Below are 21,156 nucleotides of genomic sequence, written 5' to 3' on the forward strand. Positions count from 1 at the left end.
TTATGCAATTTAATCAGTCAACGTACCCTGATGAAAAATCATTTTCCACGTTTCATTATTGTTTCTCCATATAGAACTTCTTAAGGTCTTTTGTGATCTTGTTTTATCATGGATGCGATATGTTGCAAGAACGGCAGCCTCTGATAAAAAGCGTATTTCGAATTCACTTAGAATCATTTCTCTATTGGAAAGACCATTATTGTAATCCCCCTCTTTATGCCACACTTTCCCTGAACTTCCAAACTCAAAGAAATCATCTGCAAGTATCTGATTTAATCTATCTGGATGAGAACGTACTTCAGGCTTTAATAGTTCTTCTTCTAATTTCATTAAATGATGTTTTAACTCTATTTCATCGATGATAATCACTCCCACTTTTTACTTATTAATCCATATTATACTCTTTAAAAACGACAGAACGTGATATTCTTCACGAAATTATTGATGTAAGCGGTTAAGTATGAGGCTATGCATTGAAATTCGCTCAAGGATAATTTAACCTATTAGAGTAGGTATAAAAGATGACTGGATGATAGACACTTTATAGGGAAAAATAAACAGAGTGAAGTCCAACTTTTCTTCTATCTCTTGATTAGTAACTTCGTTTCTAATCAGGTATAAAAATACCTTAACATGGTTTTGCCTTACTATATAACAAATAAGCGTAACTGCTTACAAGAAGGAGAAGTGACTATGTCAGAATCAATCACAACCGAAACAGGCGAAAAACGCGTCCCTACTCAAGACGAACGCGAACTGCTTGATCAGCTTTTGGATCCTAAAGTTCAAGAGTCACTAAGCGTGCTTGTAAAGGAACTTCCTAAAGTAACGGAACTTGTTAATATGATGTCTAAATCATATGATACGGTCCAAGGTCTTGCAACAGATGATGTATTGAAGAATGATACAGTAGAATTTATGTCTGAAATTCTTCATCCCGTTACAAACTCCGTAAAAGACGTGGCAGCAAATGCAATTGAAGCAAAAGATGAAGCTGAAAAGAGCTCAGAAGTTATTGGGTTATTTGGTCTTTTAAAAATGTTGAAGGATCCTCAAGCTCAGAAGCTTTTCAGATTCGTGAATGCTTATCTTAAAGTTTCAGGAGAAAAAAGTAACCAAAAATAATACTGATCTGCTAGAAATGGAGGAACAATCATGTCAAAACAAATAGTCATTTTGGGCGCAGGTTATGGTGGGCTTCTTTCTGCTTTATCCGTACGTCAATACTTAAATGAATCAGAAGCTACAGTTACATTAATTAATAAAACTCCTACTCATCAAATCATTACAGAGTTGCACCGTCTAGCTGCTGGTAACATCTCAACGGAAGCTGCGGCACTTCCACTGGATAAGTTATTAAAAGGAAATGACATTAATCTTAAAGTAGCATCGGTTGATTCATTTTCTGTTGATAATAAAGAAGTTAAGTTATCTGATGGTTCTACACTTTCTTACGACGCATTAGTCGTAGCACTAGGTAGTAAAACAGCGTACTTCGGTATTCCAGGACTTGAAGAAAACAGCATGGTACTGAAATCGGCTGAAGATGCAAACCGCATCCACGCTCATGTTGAAGAACGCATCAAGAGCTTTGCAGCATCAGGTGACGAAGCGGATGCTACAATCCTTATCGGCGGTGGCGGTCTTACAGGGACAGAACTCGTAGGAGAACTAGCTGATGAAACACCAAAGCTTGCTCGTAAATATGGCGTAGATCCTGCCAAGATCAAATTGAAGCTTGTTGAAGCGATGCCTAAAATTCTTCCAATGCTTCCTGATGAGTTAATTAACCGAGCGATGACTAGCCTTGAAAAACGCGGTGTTGAATTCCTTACAAACCTTCCTGTAACGAATGTAGAAGGAAATGTTGTTGAATTGAAAGATGGCCAAAAGATTGTTACAAACACATTTGTTTGGACAGGCGGCGTTCAAGGTAATCCACTTGTTGGCGAATGCGGTATCGAAGTAAATCGCGGCCGTGCAACAGTGAACAATTACCTACAATCCACTTCTCATGAGGATGTATTCGTTGCTGGTGACAGTGCCGTTTACTTCAAACCAGGTGACGAGCGTCCACAACCACCAACTGCTCAAATCGCTTGGCAAATGGGTGACCTTATTGGTTACAACTTGTATGCTTACCTTTATGACAAAGACTACAAAGAATTTGAACCAGTTAACTCTGGAACATTAGCAAGTCTTGGTCGTAAGGATGCCGTTGCTCAAATCGGTGGCAACGCAACATCCCTTAAAGGCCTTCCTGCATCTGTGATGAAAGAAGCAAGTAACGTCCGTTACCTTTCACACATCAAAGGATTGTTTGCATTAGCATACTAAACAACGAATCATTTTCTATAAAGATATAAAAAAGTGCTGGGAAATTTTCCAGCACTTTTTTTCAGATAATAAAACCTGGTTTTGTACCTTTATCAATTGGTTTTAAAGAATATAAGTCACCTGAAACACCGTGGCAACATACGACATTCATGCCTTCTATAAACATTCGACTCGTAAAAACAGTTTCGCCATGATCACAAAAGATTTCTATGCTTGAGGAATCTATAAAAAGACGAATTTGATGTTTCACTTTTTGTTTTCTTAGTGCATATCTTTTTGTACCATATTCTTTAGCATAAACATGGGTCATATTTGATCGATCAAGACAATACTCTTTTCCATTTGAAGAGAAAATCACGTTTTCATTTGCATCATTCCTAAAAATAATTTCAAATTCTCGGTCGGCTTCAATGACCATTTCAAAGGCCCGGGAAGTTAATTGATGATTTGTTTGAAGCTCCTGCCTCTTTGTTCTCAGTTCTTTTAGCTCTTGAAGAGGCTTTTGTAATAAACGATCCCCCTCAATCTTAACTTCTCTCAGCAACGTTAACATGTGAGCCCACATATTTTGGTCTGTAGGATAGATGCTCTTTGAATTGCCTAACCAACCAATCAGAATCCTTCTTCCACATGCATCGTCATAAGTTTGTGGTGCATAGAAATCAAACCCTTTGTCTAGTTCGATATATTCGTGTGCATTCAGTTTACCCGTAGCAACATCTAATACATCACTAATACAATACACCACCGAAAATACATTGTTATACTGATATTTATTTTTACTCAGCTCCCCCTGAGGAGAAAAGATAAGAACACCGCGATTATTTTGTTCAAAATAGTTGGGGCACTCCCACATATACCCTGCATCCTTAAAATTCGTCTGGAGAATGCCATGATACGTCATTTCATTTGGTTGGTCTCCTGAATAAAGGGCGATTGCGCCTTTATGCTTACTCGTTTCACCACCCACGAGCATGTAGTATTTGTTATCCCGTTTAAATACAATTGGATCTCTAAAATTATTGCTGAAATCGGGGGGCGTCCCTTCTATCATCACGTTTTCCTTCGATATCGTTTGATCTTCATTTAGGAATCCATACACCTGACTTGGTATGGCTTCACTCTCCTCAGTTAGATGATTTCCTGTATAGAATAGGTGCATGTTATCCCCTTCAACAAAAGCGGATCCTGAGTGACAGCCGTGAGAATCATATAACTGATCTGGATAAAGAGCGATACCGTGATCTTTAAAATGAATAAAATCTTTCGTTGAAATATGATACCAATGCTTTAATCCATGAACTGGGCCTAATGGGAACCATTGATAGAAGATATGGTGTTCTCCTCTAAAAAAGCTAATCCATTTGGATCATTCATTAATCCATGATGAGGTGCTATATGATAATTTGGATAATAAGTATCCTCTTTTGCAATTTTTTCAATCGTACTTAGATAGTCATTCGAAACATCTGACAAAGTAACGAAACGATTCTGGCGGTTAGAAAAATCAATGTAATCAATCATGTAAAGCTTCCCTTCTGTTAAACCTTAAGAAAACGAACATTAGCCATGTTTAATATTTAAATTTAATGCAGGTTGTTCCGCAGATGGCTTTTCACGATAAGCAATGAACGTAACGAGAAACGATGTGGCCAATGCAACTAGAATGACTAGAATGTATTGAAAGAAACCATCGCCTATATACAATAACAATCCTGGTAGCATCGTCGAACCAGTACCCGCTGCAGCGATGCCCAAGATCGAAGCAAACCCACCGCCGACTGCGCCACCTAAACAACCGTAAATAAATGGTTTTACTTTAGGTAAGTTAATCGCGAACATCACGGGCTCAGTTATGCCAAAGAAAGCAGGTATAACGGAACCTAACATATTAGATCGCTTAATTTTATCTCTTTGCTGAATAACAACTGCAAGAGCTGCTCCAGCTTGTCCGGCAATTGCTGCCGTACCAATCGGATTGATTAAATCATATCCCGTTTCCGCAACCATTTTAACCGTTATTGGAACAATCGTGTGGTGCATACCTGTTATCGCTAAAAGCTGAATGGCACCTCCATAAACAAATCCACCGATACCAAATGGTAATTCAAAGAAATACATGATGCCAGAAGTAAGTAAATTCTCTATTCCCAAAATCACTGGGCCTACGATAACAAGTCCAAGAATTAACGAAAACAGTAATGTGACAAACGGTGTCAAAATAAGGTCTAGCATCTCAGGAATGTATTTTCTCGCTATTTTTTCAATTTTTGCAGCTAACCATCCCATAAAGACAGCAGGAAGAATTGAACTTTGCATACCTGTAATTGGAATATCAAATCCTAATAAAGTCAGGAACAACGGATCAGCTTCCCCGAAAGATACAGCCCACTTATCTGGTAATTGCGGTGCTACCAGCATTAAACCGAGAGCAATTCCAATAACAGGAGATCCTCCAAATTTCTTCATAGCAGACCAGGTAATCAATACCGGAATGAATGTAAAAGCTGTATCTGTTAAAACTTGTGAGAGTACTAAAATCGTTGAAGAAAGCTCCATTCCGAAACCGTTTATTAACAAGCCTCTAAGTCCCATTAATAGGCCCGTTGCAATTAGAACGGGAATAACAGGGATGAAAATATCTGCAAACGTTTTCGTTAATTGATGGATTTTAGAACTGTTTGAATTTCTCGGTTCATTAGAGACCTCTTTACTGTCACTAACTCCACCCTTTTCTAGTTCAGCATAGACTTTATTTACAAAACCAGTACCAAGAATAATTTGATGCTGCCCACTTTGATAAAAATATCCGCTTACACCTTCAATTGAATCAAACGATTCTTTCTTGAGCAATGTATCATCATATAATTCGACTCTTAATCTTGTTGCACAGTGGGAGATGCGAGATATATTCTCTTTTCCACCTAAAGCTTGTAATACAGAATGAGCGACCGTTTTAGGATTCTTAGCCATGATCCTACCCCTCCAATAAAATATTCGTTATCCAAACAAAAGCGGAAACGTTTCCACTTTGTTATAAAAAGAAAATTACTACCAAGATTACTACCAAACTGGAAACGTTTCCAGTTTGGTATAAAATGAAAGCGACTCTAGAAATCGCTTTTGAATAAGTAAATGATATCGTTTACACAAAGAAGAGTCAAGAGTTTTTTTTATTTAGTACTATTTCCATCAAAAAAGGTTACAGGAAGTACATTTTTCTTTTCAACAGGCTGTTCCTTAATTAGTTTAATAAGCACTTGTACAGCTTTTTCAGCCATTTCAGCAACAGGCTGGATGATTGTTGAAAAAGTTAATTCATCTTCCTTACTGGAAGTAACGCCATCAAAACCAATCACCTGAACTTCCTCAGGAACTCTTCTCCCTAGTTTTTTTAGAGATCGCAACAATAATTTCGCCCATTTATCGTTCATGGTAAAAAAACCATCCACATCAGGGTTTTGTTCTAAAAACCGCTGGATGACCGCTTCAATGTCTGTGACAGGCTCTCTTAATTCGTAAATACAGTGATCAAAATTTTTACTTAAACTCACAGTTTCAAATCCAAGTCTCCGATTCATAGATTCATTTTCAATGTTTGAAACACTTCCTAAATAGGCAATCCGCTTACAACCTCGCTTCATCAGTTCTTTGGCTGCAAGCTCTCCACCTTTCTTATTATTACTCGTTACGAATACGACATCTTTTGTAAAGTGCCGATCAATGCTTACAATCGGTAGGTGACTTGAAATATATTGATCAAGTTCAGCACTATAAGTAATGGCAATTAATCCATCTATTTTATTTTTCTCGAGCATTGAAATATATTCTATTTCATTCGTACGCTCATTTTGAGTGTTGCATAGGATCATTTTATAGCCAAGATGAGACAATTCCTTTTCAACATGATAAGCAAATTTCGAAAAGAATGGATGCCAAATAGTGGGGACAATCAAAGCGATCGATTGACTTTGCTGCATTTTAAAATTCCTAGCAACTTCGTTTTGCTTATAATTCAAAGTTTCAATCGCTCGTTCTACTTTTCGTCGCGTTGTTTCTTTAACAGGGCCATTGTTATTTAGTACTCGAGAAACAGTACCTAGTCCTACCCCAGCTTCTCTTGCTACATCTTTCATATTTACCAAAGTTCTGATTCACCTGCTTTGTTAATAAATTCATCCAGAAATTATTGTAACATAGAAAAAGTTCTCAAGTTGATCGATAACTGCATTGAGATAAGCTTTAAGGTTATCCTATTCCAAGTACACCTTCACCATACGATCATCCTCTTTAACCGGGTCTCCCCGACCATCTTTATTATTTGTTATCGCAAATAATGTGTCCTCGTCCAATAATAAGGAGCGAACTCGTCCAATATCTTCTGACTCCACAGTAGTACCCTGGCCCTTCAGTTCAAACGACCGAATTTCCTCGCCTCTTAAGCAAGCAACGTAAAGTTTGTCATCTTGAAAAACCATTCCTGACGGAGCCCATGTATCATCTCCAGAGTGATAGATCGGCTGCACCATGCCATCAGCAATTTCATCTCCTTCAATCACTGGCCACCCATAATTGTTTCCTGCTTCAATTCGATTGATTTCATCATGAGCAGACTGCCCATGCTCTGAACTAAAAAGCTGTCCTTCTTCATTCCACGCGAGTCCCTGAGGGTTTCGATGACCATAAGAATAAACATAGGAATCATTAAATGGATTATCTTCTGGTACGTTTCCTTCCAGATCCATACGCAAAATTTTGCCTGCTAAACTATCTTTATCCTGTGCAAGCTCCGGTTCTCCAGCATCACCTGTTGTGATATAGAGCATACCGTCTGGTCCGATTTTCAGTCTTCCTCCGTTATGAAACTGTGAGCCAGGAATATTCGCAAGAAGCTCATCCGTTTCTTCCCAGGTGTCCTCTGTAAGTTTAAGCTTCACCACCCTATTAAATGTGTTTCCACCTTCTAAATAAGTATGGTAGAGATAGGCTACTTTAGACTGAGAAAAATCTTCAGCTATTGCCATCCCCAAAAGTCCGCCTTCACCTTCACTATGCACAGGTTTTGTAAGTTGGATCGTTTGCCTTTCCAGGGAGTTATCGAATTTCGCTATCTTACCCGAACGTTCTGTGAGATAAAATGTTTCTCCTGTTTGGACGATCTCCCATGGAACATTTAAATTTTCAATATAGGCTGACTCTATTTTAGTCTCCTCATCCGCACCATCGCTAGAACTTGAGTTTGGATCATTACTTGAGCAGGCTGTTACGAGGAGTAACGCACAAAGCACACCCCCTATTTTCACCATGTCTTCCTCCATTTCATCCAGATCTTATTTTAAACAGTGCTACTCACAAATCATGAGTACATTTCCATCAAGATCTTTAAAATTAAACCAATGACCATTCTCAATATCAGTGATAAGCTCAATTCTTTTTTCTTTCATAAAAGAAAAAGCGACTTCAATGTCTTTCGTATTGAAATGAAGAGGTGGAGTTTTATAAAGGTTATGCTCAGAATAAATTTTGCTATCCAATACAAGGCGGTTACCTTTCATTGGCACGACATACAAATGTCCTGCTACTATGTCGCCATGGGCAGGAATCCCTAGTAAATCACAATACCAATTTCTTGCATTTTCAATATTTTTTACGGGAATAAAAACAGCACCAATTTCATTTAAAATCGGATTCATTTGAATGACCTTCCCTCCCAAATCAATTTTCAGTACTTACTCCTTCTTTCTTATTTGATCCGCTCCTTCCAAAACCCACTAAAAATATGTACACCACATTTTTGAGGAAGAAATGATGAACATGTATGATATGCTTGATTTAACAAATATCCCCATAATAAATCACTCTACAAAAAAGGAGGGGACTAGAATGAGTACTATTAAGAATATTCTCTTAATCGTTTTTTCAAGTGACCACTCTCAAAACGATCTTGCAGAGCTTCTGGTAATGCCTTTAGGACTATTTTCCCTACTATCGATTCATCATTTTTTTCATTTTGTTCCGCTAAACTGGTACTCGTTACGATCAGCTGTCATTTTCATGGCTATTTTTGCACTCTTCTATTCTTTTATGAAACTAATTAGAAAAAAACTAGGAACCAAAAACAAAAAGCTCTCACCTTATGTCATTTACATGGTCTATTTTGTTGCCATCCTCGGAGGATCAGTGATCATGGCCTCATGAACAAAACCGCACTTTCCCTTTACTAATCCCCCCAAAAATCTCGAAGCAGCTATGCTCCGGGCTTTCAGTTCAGGCATGAAGAATACACTCATCCACAGTCACTGAAGCTACCTGCGGCTGGATCAGGAGTTATTATCTCTAATCATTTAATCCTTTGCCCTGTAGAATTTGCTGCATATATTTCTCGATCCTTGCTTCTCGTGTTTTGGATTGTTTAGCTTTAGAAAAGTAAAGGACATATGCTCTTTGCCTTCCTGGTGTTAAAGCTTCAAATGCAGATTGTAATTCAGGTACTTCATTGAATTTATGTTGAAGTTCGTCAGGGATTTCTATATTCTTCTTAATATTCACTTCTATACCAGCTTTTTCAACGGCAATGGCGTTATAAATATATTCTTTCAAAATGTTTTCATTATCCACTATTTCTTCTATATTGGTGAATCTTATCTGACGGCTAGACTGTACATTTTCCGTTTGTTGAATGAGCATGTCATGCGTATCTTGTAACAAAACACCTTTAAAAAATAATAGAGCACAATATTCTTTAAATCCATGTATTAAAACGATATTTTTCCCGTGGAATGTGTAACATGGAACCCCCCACTTCAATTCTTCAGTCAGCTCACAATCAAGAATGATCATTCTCAATTCCTTGAATTCTTCCTGCCACTTTTGGGGTTTACTGATAAAGCCATCAACTTTAGGATTCATTCTACTATTTGCCATTAAAGCACTTCCTTTCGCAGTTATTTGATCAGCCGAAAGTTTTAAATCACTATTTGCAATTGCCCCATCCATCCATTTTCAATTACAATACTTTCATATTCACTTCTAAATAATACCACAATCCTATCTATTATCTTGAGTAGGTTTAGTCTCATTCACGATACCCTTCCGTATTAGATTTATCGTTCAAATACAAAAAGCAGTTCAATGTAGTTACAAATCAATCTTTGCACGCTACACTGAACTGCTTCATTTTCATGTTATCTTAAGTTTCTTGTTTAGTTATGGCTACTTCAATGTCATAATCTGCCGGGTCAAGTTCTGTTTTCATTCCGAGCGCAAGTCTAGCTAGCTCCAAGCCGAGATACGGGCCAACTGTGAGTCCAGAAGCCCCCAGACCATTAGCAGCAAGTAAATTCTTACTACCAGGCACATAACCAAACACTGGTAAAAACCCTGGTGTGAAAGGACGGAACCCTACTTTCGCTCCTAAAAACGTACTACCCGCTAATCCAGGGGCGACGGATAGGGCTTTAGTAAAGATTTCCTGCAGTCCTCCAGCAGTCACACGCTGATCCATACCAGCTTCATTTTCATGAGTTGCCCCAACAACGACGCGTCCATCATCAAAGCTTAATAAGTACTGATCGTTAGGCGGCATCACGACTGGCCATTCATTCGTTACCGAATTATTCATTTCAAGGTGGACGATCTGAGCTTTCTGAGAAGTAACATTAAAGTGGAGGCCCATTGGAGATAAAAGCTCTTCCGCCCAGGCTCCAGCTGTCAGAATTACTTTTTCCGCTATAAAGGTCTCACTACCTACCGTAACACCAGTAACTTCGTCTTCTGACAAATAAAGCTTAGCATCACCATACATGATGGTAGCTCCGTGTTTTTCAGCTGAGCGAAGTAGCGCATTACGAAGAGCTGAACCGTTCACTCTTGCCGCGCCACTAACAAATACAGACTGGTAATCTCCAGCTATAGGGGGGAATATTTCTCTTGTTTCCTCAGAAGATAGCTTCTTGATTTCCCCGATTTCTGGTGCATCTTCTCGTCGCTTTTTAGCACGCTCGATCATTTTATCTAATTTTGTTTCATCAGTATGGAGGCTGATTGCCCCTACTTTCTTATAACCCGTTTCTGTTTCTCCATCCTTTATTAATTGGTGAATCAAGTCTGGATAATATTTTGCTCCCCCTTTAGCAAGTCGATACCAGACTTTATTCCGACGTTGGGAAAGCCATGGACAAACAATACCAGCTGCCGCTTCTGTCGCTTGTCCAGGTTCATTACGATCGATAATCGTAACGTTTATTCCTTCTTTTGCAAGATGATAGGCCGTTGAAGCTCCAAGGATGCCGGAGCCGACAATAATTGTTGATTTCATATGTAACACCTTTTTCATTGATTTCGATTCTTTGTTCATTTTACATAAATTCCGTTAAGCACACAAACCGACTGTATTAACTAATACTCTTTAAATGAAGACCTATCTTTTTTCAACCTATTTCTTCAGGTGAAGCCTTTCATTATGCTAAAATAACACCATTACATGAAGAAGGAGTCTCACTATGAAAAAAACATTAGACCACATTGGAATTGCAGTCAGACGTTTAGATGAAGGAGTTCAGTTTTATACAGAAGTATTAGGTGGCGAGCTTTTCGACCGTTACCGTAGTGAAGCAACAGGTGTAGAAAGCGAAATTGCCGTTATAGATCTTGATGGCAGTCGTATTGAACTACTGATGCCTACGAATAATTCCACTTCCCCAATCGCACGTTTTATGAAACAAAAAGGGAAAGGCGTCCACCATGTTGCCTATGTTGTCGATAACCTTGATGAGGCAATAAAGGAATTAGCGCAACAGAATATTCGCGTAATGGAAGATACGCGACGAGTGAACAAACACGGCAGAAGATTAATTTATTTAAATCCAGCTGACACAGAAGGAACAATCATTGAATACTGTGATTATCCTGAATCAGGTAAAACTACAATTGAATAACTGCCAGTCGAATGACAAGGATCATAAACAACAAGAATGTAAGTACAAGTAGTACATTCAATCTTGTCGGTAGGTCATTATTCCGATTATTTTTATCGCTCATATGATTTCTCCTTCCTTATATGTTAACTACGTTCAAAAAGGCGGTGCTTATGAAGCATATCTATAATCTTTTTTACTTCGGTTACTTGCAAGCCATTTCTTGTCTGTTTCCATTAATTATTTTTGTAACGCTAGCATTAAGCGAAAGAATGACGCTTTTTTTCTACCAAGGTATGATTTTATTCTTATCGTTTGCATTTTAGCACAAATCTTCTTATTAATAACCAAATTTGAGACAATTGATGAAATGAAAGTGATTCTTGTTTTTCACATTATTGGTTTGGCACTCGAGATATATAAAGTTCATATGGGTTCCTGGTCTTATCCAGAGGAAGCTATCTTCAAAATAGCGGGCGTTCCACTGTATAGCGGATTCATGTATGCAAGTGTTGCTAGTTACATGTGCCAGGCCTGGCGAAGACTGGATTTACAATTAGTGAATTGGCCTACTTCCTGGATGACGATCGGTTTAGGGATTGCCATCTATGGAAACTTTTTTACCCATCATTTTCTATATGATTTTCGCTGGGTGTTGAAGATCCTTGTTGTGATTCTCTTCTTTCGAACGATGGTGTACTTTACAGTCAATCATACAATTTACAAGATGTCTCTCCCTATATCTTTCGTACTCATTGGTTTTTTCATATGGATTGCTGAAAATATTGCAACGTTTTTCGGAGCATGGGCGTATCCAAATCAGCAAAGTCATTGGGAAATCGTACATATTGGTAAAATTAGCTCGTGGCTTTTATTAGTCATTGTGAGCTTTATGATCGTAGCTCAGTTAAAGCATACAAAATACGAAAAATTAGCTCATAACAAAAATGCAGCTCTTTAAGAGAGCTGCATTTTATAATCCACCTATTTCTAATGAAATGTTCGTCTCCAGATGAACATAGCTATTTTCTATGAACTGTGAATGCTACGATATGGCAATTTCCATCCATAACGGAGGGACAGCATTCGTAGAAAGACAATGGCACCAAATAAGAACATGAGCTGAGGTAATTCTTGTGGATAACCAAGCCCAATTAACAGCCCTGCCATCATGGCCCACACTGCATAAACCTCTTTTTGTAAAACGGTCGGTTTTCTTCTCGCTAATAAATCACGAATAATTCCACCACCAGTTCCCGTCATGGCTGCAGCAACCATGGCAGCAATAAAAGGATGACCCATTTCTTCTGCGAATAGCGCGCCCTGGATCGCAAATGCAGCAAGACCAATTGCATCAAAGAAGCTCCCCCACTTCTCCCAATAGTAGTTAATCCAGCTTGCAGGAAAAACAAAAATGATTAGGATTGTACCGATCGCAATCATAATAAGCACATCCTGTTCCCAAATCGAAGCGACTGGCACCCCTATTAATAAATTCCGTATAATTCCACCACCAAATGCTGTAGCAAGTCCAAGAACAATCACACCGAGAAAATCAAACTCCTCCTCTAGTGCAACGAGTGCTCCACTTGCAGCAAAGGCAATTGTACCAATAATATTTAATATTTCCCAAGTCACACCATTACGCCCTTTCACGATCTATTGAAAGTTAAAGTGTACGTCAGCTTTTATCTGTTATCAACCCTTATTTTTTGGTTAAAAGAATTAAAAAACCTCCTAGTGGAGGTTTAAGAAGAAAGATGATAATACATTTCGATGATGTCCTCATCTGAATGAGGAATTTCATTTCCTTTCACAATTTGAGCACCGTTGATACATCCACTTGTTAAAAGGATAATATCTTGTTCGCTGCCAAGTTGTAAAGATTTCAAGACGCCCTCTCTTCTTGTGTTCGTTCGATAAATATTAGGATCATTGGGATTCAAAAATCCTGACATAACCTTGTCGACAATGAGAGATGGCTCATGATAGCCGGGATGATCAACTGTGACGATAATTTCATCCGCTCTACCTTCAATTGCTTTCGCCATTTTAGGCATCTTCTCAAAATCCCTGATCCCAATTCCAGCAATCATAACAATGAGCTTGCGATGATCCATCTTTTTCACTTCATCTACAAGACGTGTTAAAGCTACTGGAGTATGCGCGTAATCAAGGATGATCGTTTCCCGGTTAGGCCCACTAATTACTTGAAAACGACCTTCAGGGCTTTCTAATTGTGGCAGCACTTTAATAATCGTTTGCAGTCGGTATCCAAGTAATAAAGCTGTCCCTACAGCAGAAAGCACGTTTGCAACATTATAATCTGCAAAAACTGGTACAAAAACATCGTATGCTTCACCATGTGAGAGCAATTTGAATGAGGTACCATCTAGTCTATATTCCAACTCAGCGGCTATGAGATCCGCTTCTGCATGTGGATTTAAGCTATAAGTCACTTTACGATGTTCATAAGCTCGGCTAAGCTCAACGCCCATTTCATCGTCTACATTGACTACAGCCGCTTTTGCTTGATTGAAGAGTTTTTCTTTACAAGCTTTGTAGTGTTCAAAAGTATGGTGATATTCCAGGTGTTCTGGAGAGATATTAGTGTGAATGGCGACATCAAATTCAATTCCTTCTACGCGCTTTTGATCAAGGGCAATAGATGAAACCTCCATCGCTACTCCCCCATCTCCTTCGTTGATCAAATCCTTGAAGATGCGATGAAGGTCAAGTGACTCAGGAGTCGTTGGTGTGCTTTTCTTATAGGGAATTTTTTTCTTTGAAGACCAAATGCCGGTTGTTCCAATAGACCCTGTTGGCAATCCAAGCAGTGTGAGTAACGAGCGCACATAAGCTGCAACGGTTGTTTTACCATTTGTACCTGTAACGCCAACTGTCTTTAATTTCTCGTCTGATGAGCCATAATATTGTTTTGAAAAGGATGCCATTGCGTTTCTAACATCATCAACAAGAATAAAAGTACAATTAGGATAACTGTGAGCAAGACTTGAAATAAGATCATCTTGGTCTGCTACTACTGCTACTGATCCATTCTTAATCGCATCTTCTATGTAATTATGTCCATCGTGATTCTCGCCTTTAATTGCAAAAAAAAACAGAAGAAGTCCCTGACATTTTCGAATGAAATGTAAGACGCTTAATCGTTTGAATGTCTGGTCCATATATATGGGTGATCGGAGTGTATTGAAGTTGGTTAAAATTAATCTTCATGGTGAATTCCTCGCTTCAGTGGCATTATTTACTTTTATTGGAAAATTTTTATATCGAAAGTAAATAATATATTTTTACTTAAATTCCCCATTTTTCCTTACTTAAAACAACATCGTTACATTTAGCATACTCAATTAGTACCATGCTTCATTCATGTAAAATCAACAGACAGCTAATGAGCTGTCTGTTATGTTCATTATTCTGCCGCGTTGTAATGATTGCGAACTAGGTCTGTTAAACTCAGTTCATCTAATAAGTGTACAGGTACTAATAATGTAATCGTGACAACACCAGGATGCCTCCCTATTTCAATCGAACCAGTGATCGTTGCTCTATTCATAACTTCTGGAACTGATATTCCCAGAGTTTCTGCTGCACGATTGAGGCCGTTATCTGTTGCCTCATTAAGGTTTGCTCCTGTGCCTATAAAAGAAAGAGGTAAAGATTCTTCTATTTTTGCAACCCCGTACATATCTGCTACTTGTTTAGCTGATGCTTTTTCCTTATCGGTGAAAGGTTTAGCTAAATGAGGTAGATCTTCTAGTACCGGGAGTAAAATAGGGCCTTCAATGTTAAGATTCTTGATTACCTTTGCTTGAAGGTTTACGATACCAGATACGTCAGCAGTATGGCCGGCGATTTCTCCATTCCCCTGCATGGCATGCATATCCCCAATATAAATGCCTCCACCTGGGACCTTTACAGGACAAATGAGAACCGCACCTTCTCTAACGCGATTAATATCCATATGACCATCTGTACGATCTTCTAATTCCTCTTTTGTTACGCCATAATCATGCGGAGCATCAATGAGAAATTGACCGAAGTCTCCTGCATTATGAGAATCGGGCAATGGGCGTGAAGGTGTTGTTCCGAGCTGCCCTAAAAATGGACGGAGCCTAGCCATTGTTCCAACGAGATCACTTGGCGCAAAAGTAACAACTGGATTTTGTACAGAATTCTCGGGAGTAGCCATAAATGATTTACCATGTTCTGCTATGTACTTCGCAGCTGCCTCATCCACTGTCACACCTATTGTTCGATTCGAATCAAATGCCATTGTATACCCATTCGTAAACACAAATGGCGTCACATCTTCTCCACAATTTGAACACCGAATAGCTTCTGGTCCTGTACCTTCAATCTTAGTCTCTGGATATAGTTCACCGCAGCCAGGACACTTGACAGCAACGAAAGGATCACCGACAAATCTTCCATCAACGGGACGATCATTTCCTGAAGAAGTAGCCATAGATGTAACTTGAACGGATTTAATTCGAATCGCTATGGCGTCACCAACTTCAGCCCCTTCCACAAAAACAGGTTTTGTTACTTCATGGCCGCCTCTTAAGCAGGGGGTGATCATGGGTCCCCAACAGCCAGGTGCAGTATTTGCAATAATATGACCGCCGTCCTTCAATGGTCCTATCATCTCTTCCTTTGGATCCAAAATACCATTCGTAAACTCATTTACAAAAACGGTTTGCTTCGCTTCCATTGCCTCTCCCCTTTTCATCATTATTCCTACCTACATTATAAGAGTAATGTCGATTCATGTAAAAATTTAATTGGCTAAATACAAAAAAACTTTGAATTCAATGAAATATTCCTTCTCTAAATCACTTCTTTTCAGTGATTGACGAAATGCAAAACCTTGCCTATACTGAATAAACGCAAACGTAAAGACAGGTGATGAAATGGAATTTAAAATGCAGTATCTTTCCTTTTATTTAATACAAGTAGAAGGAAGCGGAGAAAGTGAAGAACGACGTTACAAGCATTATCAAACTCTTGACGCAGATGCCTATGAGGAAAGCTCACTAAAAGACTTTCTAAACGGTGAGTTAACGAAAATAATGAAACGTAAAGTAGATCGTCACGCGAAGTCAGAAGGAGCACCTACGAAAATTGGGCGCTTCATTGTTGAACAAGGTCATGATTTAACATCGAATCCAAATTATAATTTATTCGATCGGACACGCTATGCTGAATCAGCAGATGATTTCGAAACTTCATCCGATCAAATTGTTCAAATGTATTTGGATACAAGCGCTATCAGAGGTGGCGTGTTAATTGTGGCCACGTCAAAGCTTACAAAACTCTTTGATGATCCTTTTCTCTTTATCTTGAAGTGCGACTTTGAACCGAAAGTAGCAACAATTACTGATGAAGATACGCTGATTCAGAATGTGGAAATGGCGATCACAACAAAAAGCATGAAATCCGTCCAATACCCCTACATGCCAGAAGAAGGCATGATCGACAGTGCTGAGGTGAAAGTCCATCAGTCGTCACACGCACGTTACTTCGAAGACTTCTTAAAATGGGTTGAATACGAAAAGTCGATGCCTGAAATCGTTAAGACACAAACGATGGGAATGGTTCAGGAGCATATCCAGGAAACGTACCAGGAAGAAAGCGAAGAACGAGAAGAGTTTGAACAGGCAATAGAAGAATGGTCTCAGAGTCCAAAGCGTGAGCTGCAAGAGCGGTTTACAACAGAACAGGTCGTAGAAGCTACCTCACAAATCGTCGAGCACTCCCCTGACGTCGAGTGGAAGCTGAAGCTTGACCATGTGTCCGTGAAAGCGATGCTGTCTGACTTCGGCGATTCGATTCATCTTGCGAAGGTAAATGGCAAGTATGTGCTTGCGATTGAAGCCGATTCGATTACGTTCGAGAAAGGCTTTTCTCCTGTCGAGTTTCATAAGCCTGATACGCTTCAGGAAGTGGTGGAACGGATTTATAAGAAGAATGAGAATGAATCATAATTAAAGCGTTTTGGTCTCCCGAAAGTCCTGATAAAGAAGAATCCATTTAATTTCTTAAATAAGGTGCCTCGCAAATGGAAAGAACATTTTGCGGGGTATTTTCATTTTCGTATTGCTCAGTGAAACGAACAGTTTAGTAAAAAGACGATCAGAAAGCAAAACCGATTTCCAACCCTCACGAAATGCCGTTATCGATTTCTCACTACTTAAGACGGAATAACTCCTTAATGGATGATAAAACTAGTAATCTATTTTGATATAGTGACTGCATATTCTCTTGCCATTTCTTATTCTATCGCGTTTACTTCCCCCTTTTTCTGGGTAGAAAATTATATCATTTAATTAAAGGTGGAATTGAACTTATGACATCCTTTGAAAATGCATTAAAACATCAAGTAGGATTAGGTACTGCTCCTTTAGGTAATATGTTCAGGGAAGTTCCAGAAGAAGAAGCACGCAAAACGATTCAAACCGCGTGGGATCAAGGAGTACGTTATTTTGATACTGCCCCTTTCTACGGTGCAGGTTTGGCTGAGATGCGCCTAGGTAACGTGCTATCGCAATATAACCGTGATGACTATTTATTAAGTACAAAAGTTGGCCGTTATATTACTGACGATACAGAAAATAAGGAAGGTTTATTCCAATATGCCCGGAATAATAAAGTGATTACGGACTACACGGAAGATGCAACGAAGCGATCTATTGAACAAAGCCTGAAGCGATTAAAAACAGATCGATTAGACTTTGTCTTTGTTCATGACATTTCCCCTGATTTTCACGGGGATGAGTGGCTAGCCAAATTTGATGAAGCTCGTGAAGGAGCTTTTCGTGTGTTGACACGCCTTCGCGAAGAAGGAGTAATCAAGTCGTGGGGCCTTGGTGTTAATACGACAGAACCGATTGAAAAAGCAATGGAGCTTGAAGAAACTCAACCGGATGTATGCTTGTCGGCTACCCAATATACATTGCTACAGCATGAACAGGCTTTACGACGAATGATGAAAAAAGCTGTAGAAAAAAATGTAGACATCGTCGTTGGATCTCCTTATAACTCCGGTGTATTGCTAGGCGGGGATCATTACAATTATGAGAAGGCGGATGCTGATATTATTGCCAGAGTCAATCAGCTAAACGAAATAGGTCAGAAATATGATGTCCCATTAAAAGCAGCAGCCCTTCAATTTTCAACTTCTCATCCTGCTGTAAGATCAGTCATTCCGGGATCAACACGTCCAGATCGAATTAAGGAAGATCTCGATATGATTCAACGCGATATACCGAAAGCGTTCTGGGATGAATTGCTCAGCAGAGGATTCATTTCATCAAATGCCCCTTTACCTAGCAATGTTAGATAGATTATTTTTCTTGGTAAGTTGCGCTTAACTAAAAGAGTTATAATTAAAGCTCAAAGAAAGAATGGACTTCTCATGAAGAGAAGTCCATTCTTTCTTATATATTTTCAAATGGCACTGTAACCCTAAACAGATACTTTATCGAGTTCAACCCCATAGCCAAACTGTGAAAATTACTTTCTAAATATCTTTCGCTTATGCCACTTGAAATACACTTTATTTTCCTGATGAATGCTGATTTTTGCTCGCTCCACTAATCCGTATATTTCGTAATCTTTTTCTTGCATAATCGAAGAAATATGCAAGCGACCCTGACCATCAAACGCAATTAGCCCTTCCTCATATAAACCTGCATGGTTTCGACAAAGTAACAACCCGTTATAAGGATCCAATCGCTCATCATTGGAGCAATCCTTCCACGGTTTAGAGTGACTAGCCTTCAATAATTCCGGCAAGTTAATCGCACATAATGCACATTGTTCTTTCCATAACGGGGCTACTTCATTTCTAAATTTAAGCTTGCCCCACCTCATTTTCGTTTTTGCTTCTGATTCCGTTTCTGTAATCACCGGAACGAGCGTATTCCGATCGGTTCGTCTTACTTCATCGACTGTAAGTTCTAATTGCTCTTCATTTACGCGATAAAAATTCGACTCACTAATAAGCTCAAGCAATTTAATCGTTAATGCTTCATTACAAGGATATAAGTATCCAGGATTCCCGCTAGCATCATTTTGAAACGGCGAATATTTAAGAGGTAATAAAGGAGAAATTTCTTGAAACTTCTCTTTCACATTCACCGGAACATCCAATTCTTGATATTCTAACTTCACTAAATACCCCTGTTTAGATTCAGTTTGATTCCACAACGTTGAGGGTTGCATTTCTTCGCTACAATCAACCTTTGCAATACTAACGGCAACAATATCTCCCTTAACATAGTGGAAAATAGGATCTCCTTGTCTCACTTCTTTCAGCCTTTTCCAAGAATGAGGTACCTGACCTCCCCTGTCTTCTTTAGGAGACCAAATCACTCCCGATTCTTTTTCCTCATGGTATGTATCTCCTTGCATGACAATAAAACTATTCATCTTTCTTCCCCCACCTGACGAGCATATTCCTCTAGTTGTTATTCTACATGAAACACAAGGGTTTTTCCCTTTTAAAACGTTATTCCTTGTCTTAGTATGAGTATATGGTGGATGAAAGAATCATTCAAGTAAAGTCTACGCAATTTTTCTGACAAAAAAACCTAATAAGATAGTTTCTATTGCATCATGTGCATGACCACACACAAATAATCCCACCACCACACGAGCAATATCATCTGCGTATAGAGCTTTCACTGAAGAAGTATGAACGAAGTCAGAAAGCCTTTCTTGTAGTTGCCCAATAATCATGAGTTAAATTCATACGCGAACTCAAAAGAGACCAACAAATTTTCCTTTGTTGGTCTCTTACTTGGTATATCCATGTCGTTTAAATTCTATAAATTGAGAGCTTCTCTTAATTGGCTCTTCAATAATTCTAGGTGATCGAGATCTGGAATAAAGTAAGAAGGACCACTTACATCTGGTGTCGTACCCCTGATTTCTTTCGTTTCAATTGCAGTTGAACTAAGTGATGGAAATTCTCTCTGCAGAGCGAGAATCTCTCCTGGTGTAATATTTGTTTCCACATTATTTTTTAATACATTTGAAATTTTATTAATCTCAAAGATCGTGTCTCCAGACTTCATTTCGTCGACCGTTGCTTTAATAAACTGCCTTTGACGCTCTTCTCTTGAATACACCGTATTTATATCACGTTTCCTCATTCTTACAAAGGCTAGTGCCTCTTCACCATTCATTTCGGTTATGCCTTCATCGAAATAGATGCGATCATTTGAATAGTAGTTTTTTTCCCAGAAAGGGTATTTAACTTCAACCTCTACTCCGCCGATAGCGTCAACAATATCATGAAAACCATCAAAATCAACAGCTACATACCGATCTATCGGAATATTCAATAGATCTTCCACTGTTTCTACGGCTAATTTCTTCGCCCCGTAATCACTAAGATATCCGTATGTATAAGCAGCGTTTATTTTATGACTACCATCATATTCCTCTCCTACTTTCTCTATAGGAACTTCTACCTTCGTATCTCTTGGGATACTTGTCATAGTAACATTCTTTGAAACAGGATCAAGTGTGAGAACAATTTGGGTATCAGCTCTTCCACCCTTTCCATCTGAAGAGTAGTTTTCAATTCCAAGAAGTAAAATCGAGATCGGCTCTTCTCCAATGTCCACTTTTGTCTCTCTCAATTCTGAAATATCATTATCCCGATCAAGCTCACTATAAGATTGCTTTGCCGTGTTATAAACCTGGAAGCCTAGATAGCCACCAATACCAACGATCACTAGTAATAGAATTGAGACACTAAACAGTATTTTCTTTTTACGCTTCTTTTTCCTTCTATGAGCTAATCTATTTTTCATATCTTTCACTGCTAATTATTCCTTTCTTTCACTTGTTCTGTGTTAATGACTATCGATAC

Annotated in this window: 20 protein-coding genes and 1 pseudogene; 7 read left to right on the forward strand and 14 right to left on the reverse strand. The window is 38.8% G+C overall.

Translation table 11 applies throughout. The annotated features are described in order from the left end of the window. Positions 1-9: 9 nt before the first annotated feature. Positions 10-375: a DUF4440 domain-containing protein gene (locus ACIFPW_RS06490; protein WP_430242987.1), complete on the reverse strand. Its 366-nt coding sequence runs from the start codon at positions 373-375 to the stop codon at positions 10-12. Positions 376-693: 318 nt separating this feature from the next. Between ACIFPW_RS06490 and ACIFPW_RS06495 the strand changes: the two genes are divergently transcribed. Then, the gene (locus ACIFPW_RS06495) at positions 694-1,125 is read left to right on the forward strand and encodes a DUF1641 domain-containing protein (protein WP_430242989.1); all 432 of its coding nucleotides are present in this window, start codon (positions 694-696) and stop codon (positions 1,123-1,125) included. A gap of 30 nt (positions 1,126-1,155) precedes the next feature. After that, positions 1,156-2,337: an NAD(P)/FAD-dependent oxidoreductase gene (locus ACIFPW_RS06500; protein ID WP_283154090.1), complete on the forward strand. Its 1,182-nt coding sequence runs from the start codon at positions 1,156-1,158 to the stop codon at positions 2,335-2,337. 61 nt (positions 2,338-2,398) lie between these two features. On the opposite strand, the gene ACIFPW_RS06505 is transcribed toward ACIFPW_RS06500, so the two are convergent. The 6 genes from ACIFPW_RS06505 to ACIFPW_RS06530 form a co-directional block, all read right to left on the reverse strand. Next, the gene (locus ACIFPW_RS06505; RefSeq protein ID WP_430243082.1) at positions 2,399-3,697 is read right to left on the reverse strand and encodes a sucrose-6-phosphate hydrolase; all 1,299 of its coding nucleotides are present in this window, start codon (positions 3,695-3,697) and stop codon (positions 2,399-2,401) included. Continuing rightward, the gene (locus ACIFPW_RS06510) at positions 3,646-3,861 is read right to left on the reverse strand and encodes a hypothetical protein (protein WP_430242991.1); all 216 of its coding nucleotides are present in this window, start codon (positions 3,859-3,861) and stop codon (positions 3,646-3,648) included. The genes ACIFPW_RS06505 and ACIFPW_RS06510 overlap by 52 nt, the downstream gene beginning before the upstream one ends. 39 nt (positions 3,862-3,900) lie before the next feature. After that, positions 3,901-5,310 (reverse strand): PTS transporter subunit EIIC, encoded by a 1,410-nt coding sequence (locus tag ACIFPW_RS06515; protein ID WP_430242993.1) that lies wholly within the window; start codon positions 5,308-5,310, stop codon positions 3,901-3,903. Between the two features lie 200 nt (positions 5,311-5,510). After that, a complete protein-coding gene (locus ACIFPW_RS06520; RefSeq protein WP_430243084.1) occupies positions 5,511-6,473 on the reverse strand; it encodes a LacI family DNA-binding transcriptional regulator in 963 nt (320 codons plus the stop codon). Between the two features lie 117 nt (positions 6,474-6,590). Then, on the reverse strand, positions 6,591-7,643 hold the full coding sequence (locus tag ACIFPW_RS06525; protein WP_430242995.1) for a PQQ-dependent sugar dehydrogenase: 1,053 nt from the start codon (positions 7,641-7,643) through the stop codon (positions 6,591-6,593). 39 nt (positions 7,644-7,682) lie between these two features. After that, a complete protein-coding gene (locus ACIFPW_RS06530; protein ID WP_430242997.1) occupies positions 7,683-8,030 on the reverse strand; it encodes a VOC family protein in 348 nt (115 codons plus the stop codon). A 190-nt stretch (positions 8,031-8,220) separates the two neighbouring features. Between ACIFPW_RS06530 and ACIFPW_RS06535 the strand changes: the two genes are divergently transcribed. Then, positions 8,221-8,535, forward strand: coding sequence for a hypothetical protein (locus ACIFPW_RS06535; protein ID WP_430242998.1), 315 nt, complete (start codon positions 8,221-8,223; stop codon positions 8,533-8,535). 138 nt (positions 8,536-8,673) lie between these two features. Here the strand turns inward: ACIFPW_RS06535 and ACIFPW_RS06540 are convergent, their stop codons facing one another. Both ACIFPW_RS06540 and ACIFPW_RS06545 read right to left on the reverse strand, forming a co-directional pair. Further along, entirely contained in the window at positions 8,674-9,261 is a 588-nt protein-coding gene (locus ACIFPW_RS06540) for a YdeI/OmpD-associated family protein (protein ID WP_430243086.1), read from the reverse strand. A gap of 265 nt (positions 9,262-9,526) precedes the next feature. Continuing rightward, positions 9,527-10,654 (reverse strand): NAD(P)/FAD-dependent oxidoreductase, encoded by a 1,128-nt coding sequence (locus ACIFPW_RS06545; RefSeq protein WP_430243000.1) that lies wholly within the window; start codon positions 10,652-10,654, stop codon positions 9,527-9,529. 184 nt (positions 10,655-10,838) lie between these two features. On the opposite strand from ACIFPW_RS06545, the gene ACIFPW_RS06550 reads away from it, so the two are divergent. Further along, a complete protein-coding gene (locus ACIFPW_RS06550; RefSeq protein ID WP_194221861.1) occupies positions 10,839-11,273 on the forward strand; it encodes a VOC family protein in 435 nt (144 codons plus the stop codon). Positions 11,274-11,425: 152 nt separating this feature from the next. After that, positions 11,426-12,213, forward strand: a pseudogene (locus tag ACIFPW_RS06555) (DUF817 domain-containing protein). A gap of 68 nt (positions 12,214-12,281) precedes the next feature. Here the strand turns inward: ACIFPW_RS06555 and ACIFPW_RS06560 are convergent. The 3 genes from ACIFPW_RS06560 to ACIFPW_RS06570 form a co-directional block, all read right to left on the reverse strand. Next, positions 12,282-12,890, reverse strand: a complete 609-nt coding sequence (locus ACIFPW_RS06560; RefSeq protein ID WP_226613615.1) for a trimeric intracellular cation channel family protein — start codon at positions 12,888-12,890, stop codon at positions 12,282-12,284. Positions 12,891-13,000: 110 nt separating this feature from the next. Then, positions 13,001-14,440, reverse strand: a complete 1,440-nt coding sequence (locus tag ACIFPW_RS06565) for a UDP-N-acetylmuramoyl-L-alanyl-D-glutamate--2,6-diaminopimelate ligase (RefSeq protein WP_430243002.1) — start codon at positions 14,438-14,440, stop codon at positions 13,001-13,003. Between the two features lie 245 nt (positions 14,441-14,685). Then, positions 14,686-15,987, reverse strand: coding sequence for an acetamidase/formamidase family protein (locus ACIFPW_RS06570; RefSeq protein WP_430243003.1), 1,302 nt, complete (start codon positions 15,985-15,987; stop codon positions 14,686-14,688). Positions 15,988-16,186: 199 nt separating this feature from the next. On the opposite strand from ACIFPW_RS06570, the gene ACIFPW_RS06575 reads away from it, so the two are divergent. Both ACIFPW_RS06575 and ACIFPW_RS06580 read left to right on the forward strand, forming a co-directional pair. Next, complete coding sequence (locus tag ACIFPW_RS06575) at positions 16,187-17,260, forward strand: DUF3900 domain-containing protein (RefSeq protein ID WP_430243005.1); 1,074 nt, start codon at positions 16,187-16,189, stop codon at positions 17,258-17,260. A 362-nt stretch (positions 17,261-17,622) separates the two neighbouring features. After that, a complete protein-coding gene (locus tag ACIFPW_RS06580) occupies positions 17,623-18,618 on the forward strand; it encodes an aldo/keto reductase (RefSeq protein WP_430243006.1) in 996 nt (331 codons plus the stop codon). A gap of 170 nt (positions 18,619-18,788) precedes the next feature. Here the strand turns inward: ACIFPW_RS06580 and ACIFPW_RS06585 are convergent, their stop codons facing one another. After that, entirely contained in the window at positions 18,789-19,706 is a 918-nt protein-coding gene (locus tag ACIFPW_RS06585; RefSeq protein ID WP_430243008.1) for an HNH endonuclease, read from the reverse strand. 395 nt (positions 19,707-20,101) lie between these two features. Beyond that, complete coding sequence (locus tag ACIFPW_RS06590) at positions 20,102-21,097, reverse strand: LCP family protein (RefSeq protein WP_430243010.1); 996 nt, start codon at positions 21,095-21,097, stop codon at positions 20,102-20,104. Positions 21,098-21,156: the final 59 nt, after the last annotated feature.

Origin of the sequence: Pseudalkalibacillus sp. NRS-1564 (assembly GCF_050467905.1) — a bacterium.
Taxonomy (GTDB): domain Bacteria; phylum Bacillota; class Bacilli; order Bacillales; family Guptibacillaceae; genus Guptibacillus; species Guptibacillus hwajinpoensis_B.

What these genes read in the sequence shown, in the direction of transcription:
- ACIFPW_RS06585 (WP_430243008.1), bottom strand. Translation starts at nt 19,706, where the DNA reads ATGAATAGTTTTATTGTCATGCAAGGAGATACATACCATGAGGAAAAA.
- ACIFPW_RS06550 (WP_194221861.1), top strand. Translation starts at nt 10,839, where the DNA reads ATGAAAAAAACATTAGACCACATTGGAATTGCAGTCAGACGTTTAGAT.
- ACIFPW_RS06565 (WP_430243002.1), bottom strand. Translation starts at nt 14,440, where the DNA reads ATGGACCAGACATTCAAACGATTAAGCGTCTTACATTTCATTCGAAAA.
- ACIFPW_RS06540 (WP_430243086.1), bottom strand. Translation starts at nt 9,261, where the DNA reads ATGGCAAATAGTAGAATGAATCCTAAAGTTGATGGCTTTATCAGTAAA.
- ACIFPW_RS06570 (WP_430243003.1), bottom strand. Translation starts at nt 15,987, where the DNA reads ATGGAAGCGAAGCAAACCGTTTTTGTAAATGAGTTTACGAATGGTATT.
- ACIFPW_RS06515 (WP_430242993.1), bottom strand. Translation starts at nt 5,310, where the DNA reads ATGGCTAAGAATCCTAAAACGGTCGCTCATTCTGTATTACAAGCTTTA.
- ACIFPW_RS06525 (WP_430242995.1), bottom strand. Translation starts at nt 7,643, where the DNA reads ATGGTGAAAATAGGGGGTGTGCTTTGTGCGTTACTCCTCGTAACAGCC.
- ACIFPW_RS06535 (WP_430242998.1), top strand. Translation starts at nt 8,221, where the DNA reads ATGAGTACTATTAAGAATATTCTCTTAATCGTTTTTTCAAGTGACCAC.
- ACIFPW_RS06545 (WP_430243000.1), bottom strand. Translation starts at nt 10,654, where the DNA reads ATGAAATCAACAATTATTGTCGGCTCCGGCATCCTTGGAGCTTCAACG.
- ACIFPW_RS06580 (WP_430243006.1), top strand. Translation starts at nt 17,623, where the DNA reads ATGACATCCTTTGAAAATGCATTAAAACATCAAGTAGGATTAGGTACT.
- ACIFPW_RS06530 (WP_430242997.1), bottom strand. Translation starts at nt 8,030, where the DNA reads ATGAATCCGATTTTAAATGAAATTGGTGCTGTTTTTATTCCCGTAAAA.
- ACIFPW_RS06500 (WP_283154090.1), top strand. Translation starts at nt 1,156, where the DNA reads ATGTCAAAACAAATAGTCATTTTGGGCGCAGGTTATGGTGGGCTTCTT.
- ACIFPW_RS06590 (WP_430243010.1), bottom strand. Translation starts at nt 21,097, where the DNA reads ATGAAAAATAGATTAGCTCATAGAAGGAAAAAGAAGCGTAAAAAGAAA.
- ACIFPW_RS06575 (WP_430243005.1), top strand. Translation starts at nt 16,187, where the DNA reads ATGGAATTTAAAATGCAGTATCTTTCCTTTTATTTAATACAAGTAGAA.
- ACIFPW_RS06520 (WP_430243084.1), bottom strand. Translation starts at nt 6,473, where the DNA reads ATGAAAGATGTAGCAAGAGAAGCTGGGGTAGGACTAGGTACTGTTTCT.
- ACIFPW_RS06495 (WP_430242989.1), top strand. Translation starts at nt 694, where the DNA reads ATGTCAGAATCAATCACAACCGAAACAGGCGAAAAACGCGTCCCTACT.
- ACIFPW_RS06510 (WP_430242991.1), bottom strand. Translation starts at nt 3,861, where the DNA reads ATGATTGATTACATTGATTTTTCTAACCGCCAGAATCGTTTCGTTACT.